This window comes from Ruegeria sp. HKCCD7559 (assembly GCF_013110575.1).
Taxonomy (GTDB): domain Bacteria; phylum Pseudomonadota; class Alphaproteobacteria; order Rhodobacterales; family Rhodobacteraceae; genus Ruegeria.
In genome coordinates this window covers 157,188-171,583 of record NZ_WVQU01000004.1, presented here as the reverse complement: position 1 = coordinate 171,583, position 14,396 = coordinate 157,188, and the positions used below count along the sequence as shown (strand labels likewise).

Genomic DNA, 14,396 nt, shown 5'->3' with positions numbered 1-14,396 from the left:
TTTGAGACAAGCCAAAACCGGGACTGTCACATGTTCGAATTGAACTTGATGTTTTTTGCCGTGGCGATCCCTGCCGTGATCTTTGCCGGTATTTCAAAGGGCGGTTTCGGTTCCGGCGTGGCATTTGCCTCGTCGTCGATTCTGGCCTTGATCCTGACGCCCGGGCAGGCTTTGGCCTTGATGCTGCCAATCTTGATGGTGATCGACGTGGCCACGTTGGGTCCCTATTGGAGGCGGTGGAGCTGGCCGGATTCCCGTCTGCTGATCCTTGGCGCGCTGCCCGGTGTGGCGGTGGGGGCGTGGCTTTACCGTGCAACGGATGATGATCTGTTGCGTCTGCTGATCGGTGGCATCTCGGTCGCGTTCGTAATCTGGCACATCGCGCAGTCGAAAGGGTGGGTGCGCGGGTTTGCCAGGCGATTGCCGCCGTCTTCCGGTTTGTTTGCCGGGCTGGTCGCGGGTTTCACAAGTTTCGTCAGCCATGCCGGCGGTCCTCCGGCAGCGGTCTATCTTTTGTCGCAACGCCTGACGAAAACCGAATTTCAAGCCAGTACGGTACTGGTTTTCTGGGTGATCAATATCGCGAAATTCATACCCTATGCGTATCTGGGTATGTTCACATGGCAGACGTTATGGGCGGATTTGCTGCTGACACCCTTTGCGATCCTGGGGGCATGGCTGGGCGTCCGGGCACATTTCATGTTGTCCGAACGCCTGTTCTTCGGGCTTGCCTATGTGCTGTTGACCCTCACCGGCAGCAAGCTGATCTGGGACGCGCTTACCTGATCAGGCATTGGGTGGCAGCGCCTCGACCACCTCTTCAAAAGCCTGACCCGAAGCCACAAAGCAGGTGATCCCGTTTGGCAAAGTCACCGTGATCGTCCAACTGCCGGTTTCGTCCGAGGCAAAAAGCTCCATGACGGCGCCTTTCCGGGCCAGTCCCAAACCCCTGCGCGTTTCGCCATAGGCCTCGTGCAACCGTTCCAGCACAGCCTCTCTGGGCGCACAGTTTTGACCCTGAGCGTGCACATGTTGCGCGGCCAGGACCATGATCCCAAGCCCCATCGTCATCTTGAACACCGTCTTTTGCATGCCGCACCCTTTTTGATTCCAGCTGCCGATCAGGGTGCGTGGCAAGGGACGAAATCCGGTTAAGGGAACGCACGTTGCGCAGGGTTTGCTGCGGTGCGGCGATTTTGTGCTTGAACTTTCCTGCAAAAAATGTCCCATTCCGCGCAACTTTATTTCAATGGGAGTGGTCCATGGATCCTCGTCTGCGCCCCTATCGTTCGGTTCTCTACATTCCTGGTTCGAGGGACCGGGCCCTGGACAAGGCCCGATCTTTGCCTGTGGATGCGATCATCTTCGACCTGGAAGATGCAGTTGCAGCGGACGAAAAAGAAAACGCTCGCGAAACGCTGAAAGGGGCCTTGGCCGCTGGGGGCTATGGTGCGCGGGTCAAGATCGTCCGGATCAATGGGCTGGACACCGAATGGGGGCGTGCCGATGCCGAGGCGGTGCGCGACATGGATGCCGATGTTGTCCTGTTGCCCAAGGTGAATTCGGCGGCTGACGTGGATGCTCTGGCGGCGATCACCGGAGAATTGCCGATTTGGGCCATGATGGAAACGCCGCGCGGAATGCTGAACGCTGCCGAGATCGCGGCGCATCCGCTGATGGCCGGATTCGTGATGGGCACAAACGATCTGGCCAAAGAGCTGCAAACCCGCTTTCGCCCCGATCGCCTGCCGATGATGACTTCGCTGGGTCTGTGCCTGTTGGCCGCCAAGGCCGAAGGGCTGATCATCATTGATGGCGTTTACAACGCTTTCAAGGATGCCGAGGGTCTGGCCGCCGAGTGTGCGCAGGGCCGCGACATGGGCTTTGATGGCAAAACACTGATCCATCCGGCCCAGGTCGATGTGGCCAACACGGCCTTCGCACCATCGGATGACGAGATCGATCTGGCCCGCCGCCAAATTTCGGCATTCGAAGAGACCGAAGCGCAAGGGCAGGGTGTTGCCGTCGTGGATGGCAAGATCGTTGAAAACCTGCACGTTGCAACGGCCCGTGAAATTCTGGCAAAAGCAGAGGCGATTTCAGCTTTGCAAGCGGGGTAAGCCAGCATGGGCTTTGTTCTTCTGATCTTGGGCGTGGCACTGTGGTGGGCCGCGCATCTGTTCAAACGTGTGGCGCCTGAACGCCGTGCCGCGATGGGCGACGGGGGCAAGGGTGCAGTAGCCCTGGCGCTGGTAGCGTCGATCCTGCTGATGGCGTTCGGCTATCGCATGACCGACTTCATCTATGTCTGGGCGCCGCCGACCTTCCTGATTCACGTCAATAATCTGTTGGTTCTGATCGCGATCTTCATGATGAGCCCCGCGGGCACCAAAGGCCGGGTGCTGAACAAGTTTCGCCATCCGATGCTGGGTGGTTTCAAGCTGTGGGCCTTTGCGCATTTGCTGGTGAACGGAGATCTGGCCTCGATCATCCTGTTCGGCGGTCTTCTGGCATGGGCCGTGGTCGAAGTTGTTGTGATCAACAAGACCGAACCCGACTGGACGCCCAGTGAGCCGGGAACCTATGGCAAGGATGCCATGTTCTTTGTGGCGTCGATCGTGCTGCTGGGGATTATCGGATATATCCACGGCCTGGTCGGTCCGTCTCCGTTTGGCTCATGAGGACCTGACCCCATGGCGAAACTCTATCGTTTGTTGACCGAAGAAGACACGTCAGCCTTCTGCCACAAAGTGTCAGATGCGCTGGCGAAGGGATGGGAGCTGTACGGCGACCCGTCCTATGCCTTTGACTCAGCCAACAATGTAATGCGGTGTGCGCAGGCTGTGACCAAAGAGGTCGACGCCGACTATTCCCCCGACATGAAACTGGGACAGCAGTAATGGTAAAAACAAATCCGGGCCGATTCTTCGAGGATTATTCTGTAGGGCAGGTGTTGCATCACGCCGTGCCGCGCACAGTGACCGAGGGCGAACGCGGTTTGTATCACGCGCTTTATCCCGCGCGTCACGCGCTGTATTCTTCGGACGAATTTGCCCGGGATTGCGGTTTGCCGGAAAGTCCGCTTGATGATCTGGCGGCGTTTCATCTGGTGTTCGGCAAAACGGTTCCGGATGTCTCGTTGAACGCGGTTGCCAATCTTGGCTATGGCGAAGGCCGCTGGCTGAAACCCGTCTATGCCGGTGATACCCTGCGATCTGTGTCCGAGGTGATTGGCGTCAAACAGAATTCCAACGGGAAAACAGGTGTCGTCTGGGTCCGCACCCGTGGATTGAACCAATTAGACGAAGTCGTCATCGAATATGTCCGTTGGGTGATGGTGCGCAAGGCAGACGTGAATGCGCCAGCGCCCGAAACGGTTGTTCCCGAATTGAAGAAGGCCTTGACGCCCCAGGATCTGATCGTGCCCGAAGGTCTGGATTTCTCGAATTACGATTTCGCTTTGGCCGGTGAAGCGCATCGTTGGGGCGATTATGAAATCGGAGAGAAAATCGACCACGTGGACGGCGTCACCGTGGAAGAGGCCGAACACATGCTGGCCACGCGATTGTGGCAGAACACCGCCAAGGTGCATTTCGACCTGACGTTCCGCCCGGAAGGCAGGTTGATCTATGGCGGGCACGTGATCTCGATGGCGCGGACATTGTCGTTCAATGGGCTTGCGAACGCGCAGATGATTGTCGGCCTGAATGGCGGCGCGCATGCCAACCCATGCTTCGCGGGCGACACGATCAAGGCCTGGTCCGAAGTTCTGGATAAGGCGGAAACCGGTGTTCCCGGCGTGGGTGCGATCCGCCTGCGTCTGGTGGCGACAAAGGGTGGTGATCCGTTCGTGTTGAAGAATGACGAGGGCCGGTATTTGCCGGATGTGCTTCTGGATCTCGATTATTGGGCGCTCATGCCGCAATAGGCCTGCTGACGGTAATGTGAGCCATTTGCGTGCAAGCCGTGTTAGGCTTGCACCATGCATATTCTGCGCGCGATATTGACCAGCGTTTGTCTGGCGCCGGCGGCTCAGGCCTGCGATCTGGCGCTGGCCTTGGCGGTTGATGTTTCCGGCTCGGTCGACGCCAGCGAGTTTCGTATTCAGATGGACGGGTTGGCCGCTGGTCTGCGCGACCCGATCGTGTCCGAGGCATTGGTTCGTGGTCAGGCTCAGTTGATGCTGGTTCAATGGACCGGGTCGTCGCGCCAGCAGGTCACGATCCCCTGGACTCGAGTCGACAGTTTCGCGGCGCTGGATCGTTTCGCCGATCAGGTTGCCGAAGATCCACGCATCTGGCGGAACTTCTCGACCGCGATTGGCGAGGCGCTGCACACGACGCTGGACGCGTTTGAGTCCGTATCCGATTGCAAACGGAGACTGATCGATCTGTCGGGGGACGGCGTATCCAATGAAGGCGTCGAACCGACGCAAGTTCACGCGGCTTTGCGGGACCGAGGCATTGTCGTCAATGCGTTGGCCATCGAAGAAAGTGAACCGGACCTGACGGCCTATTTCTTCGAAAATGTCATCGTGGGCGAGGGCGCTTTTGTCGTTTCGGCTTCGGGCTTCGCGGACTACCCGGAACGAATTCGCAAGAAACTGCTGCGCGAAGTGACGCAGCAAACAGCGGGCCTGAAATGACAGTCAGGAGATTCGTGATCACATGCCTTTGGTCTTGAAATCGCTAACATTGATGAAGGGGAATGTTAAATGTGATCACGACAATATTTTGTGTGATCACATACCGGAATAATCCGTCAAATTGCGCTGAATTTAGTGGTTTTTGCACCCGCAGCACGTGACAGTGTCGCAAAAAACAGTAAAACGTTCGGTAGCCAACCGAAAAGGAGCCGCCATGGCCGATGTAAATCGGGGCAACCGCCCACTTTCGCCGCACCTGTCGATCTATCGTCCACAGCTGACGTCGGTCACATCCATCCTGACACGCATCACCGGAAACGCGCTACTGCTGGCGGCGCTGCTGATCGTCTGGTGGTTTCTGGCCGCAGCAACGTCGCCCGAGGCCTTCGCCGTTGCGAACGGAGTGATTACTTCGGTGCTTGGCGATCTGGTGATGGCTCTGTCCGTATGGGGTCTTTGGTATCACACGCTGGCCGGTGTACGGCACCTGATCTGGGACAATGCGATTGGGCTGGACCTTCCCACAGCGACAAAGCTGGGCTGGGCCGTTGTCATCGGATCGGTCGTGCTGACCCTTCTGACCCTTGTCATCGTCGCGTGATTGGAGGCCTGACATGCGTTATCTGACCGACCGCAAACGCGCCGCTGGCCTTGGCTCGGCGAAATCCGGCACCGCCCATTTCTGGGCGATGAAAGTCAGCTCGGTGGCTCTGCTGATCCTTGTTCCTTTGTTTGTTTTCACCTTCGGCCCGGTTCTGGGTCAGCCGTTTGACGTGGTACTTGAATACTATTCGCGGCCCTTCCCTGCCATCGTGGCAGCACTGACGCTGGCAGTTGGCTTCAAACACTTCGCAGACGGTGCGCAGGTGATGCTTGAGGACTATGTTCACGGCACGCTTGAAAAGGTCCTGATCATTCTGGTGACCTGCCTGTCCTACGGTGCGGCTGCGGCCGGCATCTTCGCCATCGCGCGCATTGCCCTCTAATTCCCGGAGCTGAAAGAAATGGCTGCATACGAATACGAAACGCATGAATATGACGTGGTCGTTGTTGGCGCCGGTGGGGCCGGTCTGCGGGCGACATTGGGTATGGCGGAACAAGGCCTGCGTACGGCCTGCGTGACCAAGGTTTTCCCAACCCGTTCTCATACCGTGGCCGCGCAGGGTGGCATTGCCGCGTCGTTGTCGAATATGGGCCCCGACCATTGGCAATGGCACATGTACGATACCGTCAAGGGCTCGGACTGGTTGGGCGATACCGACGCGATGGAGTACCTTGCCCGCGAGGCGCCAAAGGCGGTCTACGAGCTGGAGCACTATGGCGTTCCGTTCAGCCGTACGGAAGAGGGCAAGATCTATCAGCGCCCCTTCGGTGGACACACCACTGAATTCGGAGAAGGTCCTGCGGTACAACGCACCTGTGCAGCTGCCGACCGGACCGGCCACGCGATTCTGCATACACTGTATGGGCAGTCGTTGAAGAACAACGCCGAGTTCTACATCGAATATTTCGCCATTGACCTGGTCATGTCCGAAGACGGTCAATGTCAGGGTGTCGTCTGCTGGAAGCTGGACGATGGCACCATGCATGTCTTCAACGCCAAGATGGTGGTATTGGCGACCGGCGGCTATGGCCGTGCCTATTTCAGCGCCACCTCGGCCCATACCTGCACCGGCGATGGCGGCGGCATGGTGGCCCGTGCCGGGCTGGCCTTGCAGGATATGGAATTCGTTCAGTTCCACCCTACCGGCATCTACGGTTCGGGCTGTCTGATCACCGAAGGCGCGCGCGGCGAAGGCGGGTACCTGACAAACTCGGAAGGTGAACGGTTCATGGAGCGCTATGCGCCCCAGTACAAGGACCTCGCACCACGCGATTACGTTTCGCGCTCGATGACCATGGAAATCCGCGAGGGACGTGGCGTAGGGGCCGAAGGGGATCACATTCACCTGAACCTCAGCCACTTGCCTGCCGAAGCTCTGGCGGAGCGCCTGCCCGGTATCTCGGAAAGCGCCAAGATTTTTGCGGGTGTGGATGTCACGAAGGAACCGATCCCGGTTCTGCCCACCGTGCATTACAACATGGGCGGTATCCCCACGAACTATTGGGGTGAGGTTCTGAGCCCAACTGCCGAGGATCCGACTGCGGTCGTTCCCGGTTTGATGGCCGTTGGCGAAGCCGGTTGTGCCTCGGTCCACGGTGCGAACCGACTGGGGTCGAACTCGCTGATTGACCTTGTGGTCTTTGGCCGGGCGGCGGCGATCCGGGCTGGCAAGGTTGTCGACGCCGAATCCCCCAACCCGGTTCTGAACCAGGCGTCGGTCGACAAGGCGTTTGACCGTTTTGATGCGGTGCGTAACGCCAGCGGTTCAATCCCAACCGCCGATCTTCGGCTTGAGATGCAAAAGACCATGCAGGCGGATGCGGCCGTGTTCCGAACCGCCAAGACCATGGCCGAAGGCGTCGAGAAGATGACGGCGATTGCCGCAAAGATGGACGACCTGAAGGTCACAGACCGTTCGTTGGTCTGGAACAGCGATCTGATGGAAACCCTTGAACTGACCAACCTGATGCCAAACGCGCTTGCCACCATCGTCGGCGCCGAGGCCCGCAAGGAATCCCGAGGGGCCCACGCGCATGAGGACTTCAGCGAGCGAGATGACGAAAACTGGCGTGTTCACACGGTCAGCCGGGTCGAGGGCAACAAGGTTGAGCTCAGCTATCGTCCGGTCATCGTTGATCCGCTGACGACCGAGAACCAAGGCGGTATCAGCTTGCAGAAAATCGCGCCCAAAGCGCGGACGTTCTGAGGGCTGGGCAGGAACAGGGGCGAGATGGCTGAGTTTTCTTCGACCGATTATTGGCAACGCCGATATGAGCGCGGCAAGACCTCGGGAGCGGGGTCTTACGGGCGTCTTGCTGTCTACAAAGCGAATTTCATCAACACGATGGTCGAGATGGAAGGCGTGGACTCGGTTGTAGAATTGGGATCGGGCGACGGAAATCAGGCGCAATTGTTTGATATCCCGAATTATACCGGTCTAGATGTCTCGGACCTCTGCGTTCGGCGCTGCAACGAAGTTTTTCGATCCCGCCCCAATTGGGTGTTCAAAAACGCCGATTCCGAGGTTGAGCCGCATGACGTTTCTCTTTCGCTGGATGTCATTTATCATCTGACCGAGGACAGCGTTTTCGAAAACTACATGCGGCGGTTGTTCGGACTGGCAAAGCGTTTTGTCGTTATCTATTCGTCTGATTTTGACCAGAACCCTTCCAATCAGCATGTGCGCCATCGCCCGTATTCCCTGTGGGTTGAAGAATTCATGCCCGGCTGGCAGCTCTATTGTGAAGAAGAGAACCCGTTTGCCGTCAAAGGGCATGCGCATGCCTCAAAGAACAGCTTTGCCGCGTTCAAAGTGTTCGAGCGGAGTTGAACGTGTGACTGGCGCAAGCACCATATCAACCCGGGAAGCCAAACAAGCCGCTTTTGATCATGTCACATGCCGGAGGGGCGTTCAAAAAAGCGCAAGTCATGGTGAAATCCCAGGCGTGCCAAGGCGTATGCTTTGCTGGTGCCCGCAATGACGGTCGAGAAACTCAAATCCGGGCAAAGCGATCCCAAGATCATCCTGATCGGCTTGAACCGCTGTGCGACGACCTCGTTTCACAAGCTGTTTCAGAACAGCGGGATTCCTTCGGTGCATTGGGAAGATGAACAGGGTCTAAACCTTGCACATCGGATGGTAACCAATATTGCCATGGGGCGCAGACCGCTGGATGGGTTTGGTGCCGTCCGGGCCTTCACCGATATCGCCTTTGTCAATTCGCGCTTCATGCTGGACGGCGCGCGGTTCTTTCGAGAGCTGCACGCGGCTTACCCCGACGCCTTTTTCTTGCTGAACACGCGCAATCGCGATGACTGGATCGCATCACGTGCCAACCATTCCGGCGGTAGGTACCTAGAGCGATGCTGCAAGGCCAATGGACAGACGGCCGACGAGGTAAAACGGGGCTGGGCGCATATGTATGACGTGCACCATTCCGAGGTCGAAGCTTTCTTTGACGACAACCCGCGCTTTCTGCGCTTTGATATCGACCGGGACGATCCGCAAAGCCTTGCGGATTGGCTTTCGCCGGATTTCGACGTGAACATCGCCCATTGGGGGCATTATAACCGAGGGGCGTCTGAATGCGCCCGGACAGGCTGAAAGGCGGCCTTGTGCTGAATGGAGAATTGACATGGTTCAACTGACCCTGCCCAAGAATTCCCGGATTACCACCGGCAAGACCTGGCCAAAGCCGGACGGCGCCACGAACGTGCGCAAGTTCCAAATCTATCGTTGGAACCCCGATGACGGGCAGAACCCGCGTGTCGACACCTATTTCGTTGATATGGATACGTGCGGTCCGATGGTACTGGACGCGCTGATCAAGATCAAAAACGAGATTGATCCGACGTTGACGTTCCGCCGGTCTTGCCGCGAAGGCATCTGTGGATCTTGCGCGATGAACATCGACGGGATCAACACGCTAGCCTGTATCTATGGCATGGATGAGATCAAGGGCGATGTGAAAATCTATCCGCTGCCGCATATGCCGGTGGTCAAGGACCTGATCCCTGATCTGACTCATTTCTATGCCCAGCATGCGTCCATCATGCCGTGGCTGGAGACCAAGACCAATCGCCCTGCGAAGGAATGGAAACAATCCATCGAAGATCGCAAGAAGCTGGATGGTCTTTATGAATGCGTGATGTGCGCCAGCTGCTCGACCTCATGCCCCAGCTACTGGTGGAATGGTGATCGCTATCTTGGCCCCGCGGCCTTGCTGCATGCCTATCGCTGGATCATCGACAGCCGGGATGAAGCCACTGGTGAGCGTCTGGATGAACTGGAAGATCCATTCAAGCTCTACCGCTGTCACACCATCATGAACTGCGCCAAGACCTGTCCGAAAGGTCTGAACCCGGCCAAGGCGATTGCCGAGATCAAGAAGATGATGGTCGAGCGCGCGGTCTAAACACAGGCCCGATTTGCGATTTTCGCATGTCCATCTTGCAAAAATAGGCGATGCAGCCCCGGCTGCATTGCCTTATTTTTTTGGCAGGGAGGAGTGATGAGCTTTAGTCAGGATCACTCCAATGAGCAAAGACACATCCAAACGGAAAAGCGCCGCCCAAGACGCGCTGGAACTGCTTGAACAGGCATGGGCCTATTACACGCCCGAACCTGCGAAGGCTGACAAGGAACCAGAGCTTTTCGAATACGCAAACGCAGCCTGATACAGGCTGCAAGGCTTGCAAACTGACGGTTTATCGGCAAAGCAGAGGGATGCCTGTTCTTCTGCTTCTTCTGGCGGCCGGCGTGTTTGCCTATTTCCTCTGGCGCTCGCGCCATACCGGGCTGACACGTGATTGCAGGTGGCGGCAGGACAAGAGCCACGGCATCTGGCGGTGCAGCTTCTGCGGTGCCGAAATCACTGCACTGGACCAACCTTTGCAGTGTTTAAAGGCGCGTGACCCCTGAAAGATAGGGCTTTCCGAGGGTTGAATAATGCGCCACTCTGCCCGGCATGACCGTTTCAGAAAACACTCTCCACCCGCCTGAAGATGCCGAAGCCCGTCGCGCGGTTTCCCCTGTCATCTGTTACCCGAACGAGGCATTGCCGCGACCGGATGTGACTTGGATGAAGTCCCTTCGCGAACGCGCAAGCAAAACGGGCGAAGTGCTGGTGCCGCCACGTGATGCACGTTGTTTTGAAGTGCCTGCCGGCCATTTCTTTCGCATCACTTCCGTCGAGGGGCCGCAGGTTGGCGATCTGAACCTCTGGAACCGAAACAACCTGTCGGAACGCTTCTATTCCGGAAAAACCCGGGCGCTGCATGGCACGCATCTGACCACCGGAGAGCGGATGTGGTCCAGTTTTCCTCATCTGCGCCCGATGGCCACGATTATTGCGGATACGCTGGAGTGGTACGGGATCGATTCCTATGGGGGGTCGGTTCATGACGTCATCGGCACGCGATGCGATCCGTATACGGGCAACCTTTTGTCCGGTACGCAATACCATCATTGTTGCCACTCCAACCTGACTCGCGCGCTTGCGGATCACCTCAATATTCCGCTGACCGAAGCCGAACCAGCGGTGCACGACGTACTGAACGTCTTCATGTGTACCGGTTTCACCCGCGACACGGGTCAGTACTTCATGAAAGCCTCACCCGTGCGCCCCGGAGATTTTCTTGAAATTTTTGCCGAGATTGATTTGCTGGGAAACCTCAGCGCCTGCCCGGGCGGGGATTGTTCCTCGGAACATTCCTCGGACACGGCTGCATGCCACCCCTTGCTGGTCGAGGTATTCGCTCCTGCCAGTGGTGATTTGAAGGGGTGGGACAGCCCTGCGAGCAATGGTTATGATCGCTCGCACGGGCGTTAGCAAAGGCAGGCACCCGTTTCCTCGTGCCTGCCCACCATCAGCTGTTGGGGAACGCAGCCTGAAGCGCGATTTCCACCATTTCACCAAAGCTGCTTTCACGTTCTGACGATGGCAGGGCCTCTCCGGTCAACAGGTGGTCGGAAACAGTGAGAACGGCCAAGGCTCGGCATTTGTGGCGCGCCGCCAGGATATAGAGTTCGGCCGCTTCCATCTCGACCCCCAGAATGCCGTGACGCACCATCTGTTCATTGAGATCTGGACGTTCGTCATAAAAGACATCTGACGAGTAAATTCCACCAACATGGGTCGGCGTTCCCTTGGCGGCAGCCGCTGTGGCGGCAGCTTGCAGAAGCCCCCAATCGGCGCAGGGCGCAAAGTTAAGCTCTTTCATGATGCCGCGCGACGGCGTGCTCAGCGTGGTTGATGTCATGGCCAGAATAACGTCACGAATTTTGACGCTGTCCTGCATCCCCCCGCAGGATCCGATGCGGATCAGGGTTTTCGCATCGTAATCGCGGATCAACTCGTTTACATAAATGGAAAGGGACGGCATTCCCATGCCGCTTCCCTGAATTGTTACGGGGTTACCCTTCCAGTTTCCGGTAAAGCCAAGCATTCCCCGAACGTTATTGACCTGTTTGGCATCATCCAAAAACGTCTCGGCCGCCCATTTCGCCCGGTAGGGATCACCGGGCAATAGAACGGTTTCAGCTATTTCGCCTTTTTCGGCGCCAATATGAATTGTCATTTTCCAAATCGCTCAGATTAGATTTCCAGATCAGAAATATCCGCGCCTGCCGTCAGCGCGTCATGCACCCATTGAGGTTTGCGGCCGCGACCGGTCCAGGTTTGATCGGGATTCTCCGGATTACGGTATTTAGCCTTTGTTTTTGTGGGCTTAACGCCGCGCGACGTTTCTTCGGACAGTTCAGACAAAGAGAAGCCGAATTCTGCCGCAGCCTTTTCTGCAGCTTTCAAAGCCTCCTGTCGTTCGCGTTTTTCTGCCCTGACCAAAGCTTTTTCAATGTCATTGCGCAAAGCCAAAAGGTCTTTGCGTGACATATTCTCAAGATTGATCCCCATCATTCTTCTCCATCAGATAATAATTACGGTGCACATGAGCGCGCACCGTAATTCCAATTATCAGCGTATTCCATCCCGAATTTTTCAGAGACGGAAACAGGAGAAAAAGTGCCTTGCAGCTAATTTACTCTGCGGCGAGGTTCCGAGGATCCGCCAGAGTAACAATATCGCCCATTATCGAATTGAGTTCGAAGTTTTTCGGGGTGTAGACCTTGGCCACACCCATGGTTTTCAGTTTTTCGGCATCTTCGTCCGGAATAATGCCGCCCACCACTACTGGGATATGAGATAACCCTGCCTGCCGCAGACGTTCCATGACGTCTTTGACCAGTGGAAGGTGGCTGCCGGACAGGATCGACAGTCCAATGACATGCGCGTCATCTTCGCGGGCGGCCGCAACGATTTCTTCGGGAGTCAGGCGAATGCCCTCATAGCTGATGTCCATACCGCAATCGCGGGCACGGAAGGCGATCTGTTCGGCACCGTTGGAATGGCCGTCCAGCCCGGGTTTGCCTACAAGGAACTTCAGACGCCGGCCCAGCTTGTCGCTGACGGCATCAACGGCGGCACGCAGGTCGTCCAGCCCTTCGGTCTTGTTCGAAACAGACCCCGAAACACCAGTTGGGCCGCGATAGGTTCCATAGACTTTGCGCATTTCTTCGGCCCATTCGCCCGTTGTCGCGCCGGCCTTTGCGGCGGCAATGGACGGTTCCATGATGTTTGCCCCGGTCTGTGCCGCTTCGCGCAGCGCGGCCAGGGCGGCGGTTACGGCCGCTTCGTCCCGTCCTGCGCGCCACGTGTTCAGGCGGTCGATCTGTTCTTGTTCCACGGCAGGATCAACAACCATGATGCCACCGTCTTCGGTTTGCAGGGGTGATGCCTCGCCTTCGATCCATTTGTTCACACCAACAACAACGGTTTCGTTGCGTTCGATCCGGTTCAGGCGTTCAGCGTTGGAATCCACCAGTCGGGACTTCATGTATTCGATCGAAGCGACCGCGCCGCCCATCGAATCCAGGTTGGCCAGTTCGGCCCGCGCGCCTTCTTTCAACTCTTTCACCTTGGCATCGACAGCGGGGTTGCCATCGAACAGGTCATCGTATTCCAGGAGATCGGTTTCGTAGGCCAGGATCTGCTGCATCCGCATCGACCACTGCTGGTCCCACGGGCGAGGCAGACCCAGCGCCTCGTTCCAGGCGGGCAACTGCACCGCTCGGGCGCGGGCATTCTTCGACAGGGTAACGGCCAGCATCTCGATCAGGATGCGATAGACGTTGTTTTCGGGCTGCTGCTCGGTCAGGCCCAGAGAGTTCACCTGCACGCCATAGCGGAATCGACGGAATTTCGGATTTTCAACGCCATAGCGTTGTTGCAGGATCTCATCCCAAAGATCCACGAAGGCACGCATTTTGCACATTTCGGTGACAAAGCGGATGCCAGCATTCACAAAAAAGGAAATCCGGCCGCAGAGCGCCGGGAAATCCTCGGCAGGTACACGTGGGCGCAATTCGTCCAGCACGGCGATGGCAGTGGCTAGGGCATAGGCCAGTTCCTGCTCTGGGGTCGCACCTGCCTCTTGCAGGTGATACGAGCACACGTTCATCGGGTTCCATTTCGGAACATTGGTATAGCAATACTCGGCCACGTCCGCGATCATCTTGAGCGACGGCTTGGGCGGGCAAACATAAGTGCCGCGGCTCAGATATTCCTTGATCAGGTCGTTTTGAACTGTGCCCTGTAGTTTGGATACATCCGCGCCTTGCTCTTCCGCGACGGCGATATAAAGCGCCAAAAGCCATGGCGCAGTGGCGTTGATCGTCATCGAGGTGTTCATCTGCTCAAGCGGGATCTGGTCGAACAGAACCCGCATGTCGCCCAGATGACAGACCGGCACACCGACCTTGCCGACTTCACCGCGGGCCAAGGTGTGGTCGCTGTCATAGCCTGTTTGCGTGGGCAGATCGAAGGCCACGGACAGACCGGTTTGGCCTTTCGCAAGATTCCCCCGATAAAGCGCGTTCGAGGCTTTGGCCGTGGAATGACCGGCATAGGTTCGGATGAGCCAGGGGCGATCTTTCTGCGTCTGCGTCATAGCGGGGCCTCGCGTTTCAGTGGGCAATAAAATTACGTCTTGAGGTTCTAAAGCGCAATTTTCGGGACATGTCAATTCGCTGCGTTGCGGCATGTCGCAATTGTTCAGATTGTGGGCGGCTGTGATTGGTGGCAATCTGCC

General features: G+C 57.2%; 18 protein-coding genes. 14 read left to right on the top strand and 4 right to left on the bottom strand.

Annotated features, from left to right (window positions below; all coding sequences use genetic code 11):
- The first annotated feature begins 30 nt into the window (after positions 1–30).
- The gene (locus tag GS605_RS13140) at positions 31–786 is read left to right on the top strand and encodes a sulfite exporter TauE/SafE family protein (protein ID WP_171724269.1); all 756 of its coding nucleotides are present in this window, start codon (positions 31–33) and stop codon (positions 784–786) included.
- Here the strand turns inward: GS605_RS13140 and GS605_RS13135 are convergent, their stop codons facing one another.
- A complete protein-coding gene (locus tag GS605_RS13135) occupies positions 787–1,092 on the bottom strand; it encodes a hypothetical protein (RefSeq protein WP_171724268.1) in 306 nt (101 codons plus the stop codon).
- A gap of 170 nt (positions 1,093–1,262) precedes the next feature.
- On the opposite strand from GS605_RS13135, the gene GS605_RS13130 reads away from it, so the two are divergent.
- The 13 genes from GS605_RS13130 (at position 1,263) to GS605_RS13070 (ending at position 11,080) form a co-directional block, all read left to right on the top strand.
- Positions 1,263–2,120 carry a CoA ester lyase gene (locus tag GS605_RS13130; protein WP_152456833.1) on the top strand — a complete coding sequence of 286 codons (858 nt, stop codon included), beginning with the start codon at positions 1,263–1,265 and terminating at the stop codon, positions 2,118–2,120.
- A 6-nt stretch (positions 2,121–2,126) separates the two neighbouring features.
- The gene (locus GS605_RS13125) at positions 2,127–2,681 is read left to right on the top strand and encodes an NnrU family protein (RefSeq protein WP_171724267.1); all 555 of its coding nucleotides are present in this window, start codon (positions 2,127–2,129) and stop codon (positions 2,679–2,681) included.
- Between the two features lie 12 nt (positions 2,682–2,693).
- Positions 2,694–2,900 (top strand): DUF1737 domain-containing protein, encoded by a 207-nt coding sequence (locus tag GS605_RS13120; protein WP_171634933.1) that lies wholly within the window; start codon positions 2,694–2,696, stop codon positions 2,898–2,900.
- Entirely contained in the window at positions 2,900–3,928 is a 1,029-nt protein-coding gene (locus GS605_RS13115) for a MaoC family dehydratase (RefSeq protein WP_171634931.1), read from the top strand. Before GS605_RS13120 ends, GS605_RS13115 begins: the two co-directional genes overlap by 1 nt.
- A gap of 54 nt (positions 3,929–3,982) precedes the next feature.
- Positions 3,983–4,645 carry a DUF1194 domain-containing protein gene (locus GS605_RS13110; RefSeq protein ID WP_171171150.1) on the top strand — a complete coding sequence of 221 codons (663 nt, stop codon included), beginning with the start codon at positions 3,983–3,985 and terminating at the stop codon, positions 4,643–4,645.
- 214 nt (positions 4,646–4,859) lie between these two features.
- The gene (sdhC, locus tag GS605_RS13105) at positions 4,860–5,246 is read left to right on the top strand and encodes a succinate dehydrogenase, cytochrome b556 subunit (protein WP_152456838.1); all 387 of its coding nucleotides are present in this window, start codon (positions 4,860–4,862) and stop codon (positions 5,244–5,246) included.
- Between the two features lie 13 nt (positions 5,247–5,259).
- Entirely contained in the window at positions 5,260–5,631 is a 372-nt protein-coding gene (sdhD, locus tag GS605_RS13100; protein ID WP_117870336.1) for a succinate dehydrogenase, hydrophobic membrane anchor protein, read from the top strand.
- Between the two features lie 18 nt (positions 5,632–5,649).
- A complete protein-coding gene (gene sdhA / locus GS605_RS13095) occupies positions 5,650–7,455 on the top strand; it encodes a succinate dehydrogenase flavoprotein subunit (protein ID WP_171724266.1) in 1,806 nt (601 codons plus the stop codon).
- 24 nt (positions 7,456–7,479) lie between these two features.
- Positions 7,480–8,079: a class I SAM-dependent methyltransferase gene (locus tag GS605_RS13090; protein WP_171634926.1), complete on the top strand. Its 600-nt coding sequence runs from the start codon at positions 7,480–7,482 to the stop codon at positions 8,077–8,079.
- Positions 8,080–8,226: 147 nt separating this feature from the next.
- Entirely contained in the window at positions 8,227–8,853 is a 627-nt protein-coding gene (locus GS605_RS13085; RefSeq protein ID WP_171634924.1) for a sulfotransferase, read from the top strand.
- Positions 8,854–8,884: 31 nt separating this feature from the next.
- Entirely contained in the window at positions 8,885–9,664 is a 780-nt protein-coding gene (locus tag GS605_RS13080; RefSeq protein WP_152456842.1) for a succinate dehydrogenase iron-sulfur subunit, read from the top strand.
- Positions 9,665–9,785: 121 nt separating this feature from the next.
- Positions 9,786–9,926, top strand: coding sequence for a hypothetical protein (locus tag GS605_RS13075; protein ID WP_171634922.1), 141 nt, complete (start codon positions 9,786–9,788; stop codon positions 9,924–9,926).
- A gap of 290 nt (positions 9,927–10,216) precedes the next feature.
- Positions 10,217–11,080 carry a DUF1989 domain-containing protein gene (locus tag GS605_RS13070; RefSeq protein WP_171724265.1) on the top strand — a complete coding sequence of 288 codons (864 nt, stop codon included), beginning with the start codon at positions 10,217–10,219 and terminating at the stop codon, positions 11,078–11,080.
- Between the two features lie 37 nt (positions 11,081–11,117).
- Here GS605_RS13070 and deoD read toward each other — a convergent pair whose 3' ends face one another.
- The 3 genes from deoD to GS605_RS13055 form a co-directional block, all read right to left on the bottom strand.
- Positions 11,118–11,828, bottom strand: a complete 711-nt coding sequence (gene deoD, locus GS605_RS13065) for a purine-nucleoside phosphorylase (RefSeq protein ID WP_171634918.1) — start codon at positions 11,826–11,828, stop codon at positions 11,118–11,120.
- 17 nt (positions 11,829–11,845) lie between these two features.
- A complete protein-coding gene (locus tag GS605_RS13060; protein ID WP_171724264.1) occupies positions 11,846–12,163 on the bottom strand; it encodes an H-NS family nucleoid-associated regulatory protein in 318 nt (105 codons plus the stop codon).
- 124 nt (positions 12,164–12,287) lie between these two features.
- Entirely contained in the window at positions 12,288–14,348 is a 2,061-nt protein-coding gene (locus GS605_RS13055) for a protein meaA (RefSeq protein WP_256369017.1), read from the bottom strand.
- Positions 14,349–14,396: the final 48 nt, after the last annotated feature.

Coding starts and splice junctions, on each gene's coding strand:
- sdhC (WP_152456838.1), top strand. CDS start 4,860: ATGGCCGATGTAAATCGGGGCAACCGCCCACTTTCGCCGCACCTGTCG.
- GS605_RS13075 (WP_171634922.1), top strand. CDS start 9,786: ATGAGCAAAGACACATCCAAACGGAAAAGCGCCGCCCAAGACGCGCTG.
- GS605_RS13115 (WP_171634931.1), top strand. CDS start 2,900: ATGGTAAAAACAAATCCGGGCCGATTCTTCGAGGATTATTCTGTAGGG.
- GS605_RS13060 (WP_171724264.1), bottom strand. CDS start 12,163: ATGGGGATCAATCTTGAGAATATGTCACGCAAAGACCTTTTGGCTTTG.
- GS605_RS13120 (WP_171634933.1), top strand. CDS start 2,694: ATGGCGAAACTCTATCGTTTGTTGACCGAAGAAGACACGTCAGCCTTC.
- GS605_RS13085 (WP_171634924.1), top strand. CDS start 8,227: ATGACGGTCGAGAAACTCAAATCCGGGCAAAGCGATCCCAAGATCATC.
- GS605_RS13130 (WP_152456833.1), top strand. CDS start 1,263: ATGGATCCTCGTCTGCGCCCCTATCGTTCGGTTCTCTACATTCCTGGT.
- sdhD (WP_117870336.1), top strand. CDS start 5,260: ATGCGTTATCTGACCGACCGCAAACGCGCCGCTGGCCTTGGCTCGGCG.
- GS605_RS13135 (WP_171724268.1), bottom strand. CDS start 1,092: ATGCAAAAGACGGTGTTCAAGATGACGATGGGGCTTGGGATCATGGTC.
- GS605_RS13055 (WP_256369017.1), bottom strand. CDS start 14,348: ATGCCGCAACGCAGCGAATTGACATGTCCCGAAAATTGCGCTTTAGAA.
- GS605_RS13125 (WP_171724267.1), top strand. CDS start 2,127: ATGGGCTTTGTTCTTCTGATCTTGGGCGTGGCACTGTGGTGGGCCGCG.
- GS605_RS13090 (WP_171634926.1), top strand. CDS start 7,480: ATGGCTGAGTTTTCTTCGACCGATTATTGGCAACGCCGATATGAGCGC.
- GS605_RS13110 (WP_171171150.1), top strand. CDS start 3,983: ATGCATATTCTGCGCGCGATATTGACCAGCGTTTGTCTGGCGCCGGCG.
- GS605_RS13140 (WP_171724269.1), top strand. CDS start 31: ATGTTCGAATTGAACTTGATGTTTTTTGCCGTGGCGATCCCTGCCGTG.
- GS605_RS13080 (WP_152456842.1), top strand. CDS start 8,885: ATGGTTCAACTGACCCTGCCCAAGAATTCCCGGATTACCACCGGCAAG.
- GS605_RS13070 (WP_171724265.1), top strand. CDS start 10,217: ATGACCGTTTCAGAAAACACTCTCCACCCGCCTGAAGATGCCGAAGCC.
- deoD (WP_171634918.1), bottom strand. CDS start 11,828: ATGACAATTCATATTGGCGCCGAAAAAGGCGAAATAGCTGAAACCGTT.
- sdhA (WP_171724266.1), top strand. CDS start 5,650: ATGGCTGCATACGAATACGAAACGCATGAATATGACGTGGTCGTTGTT.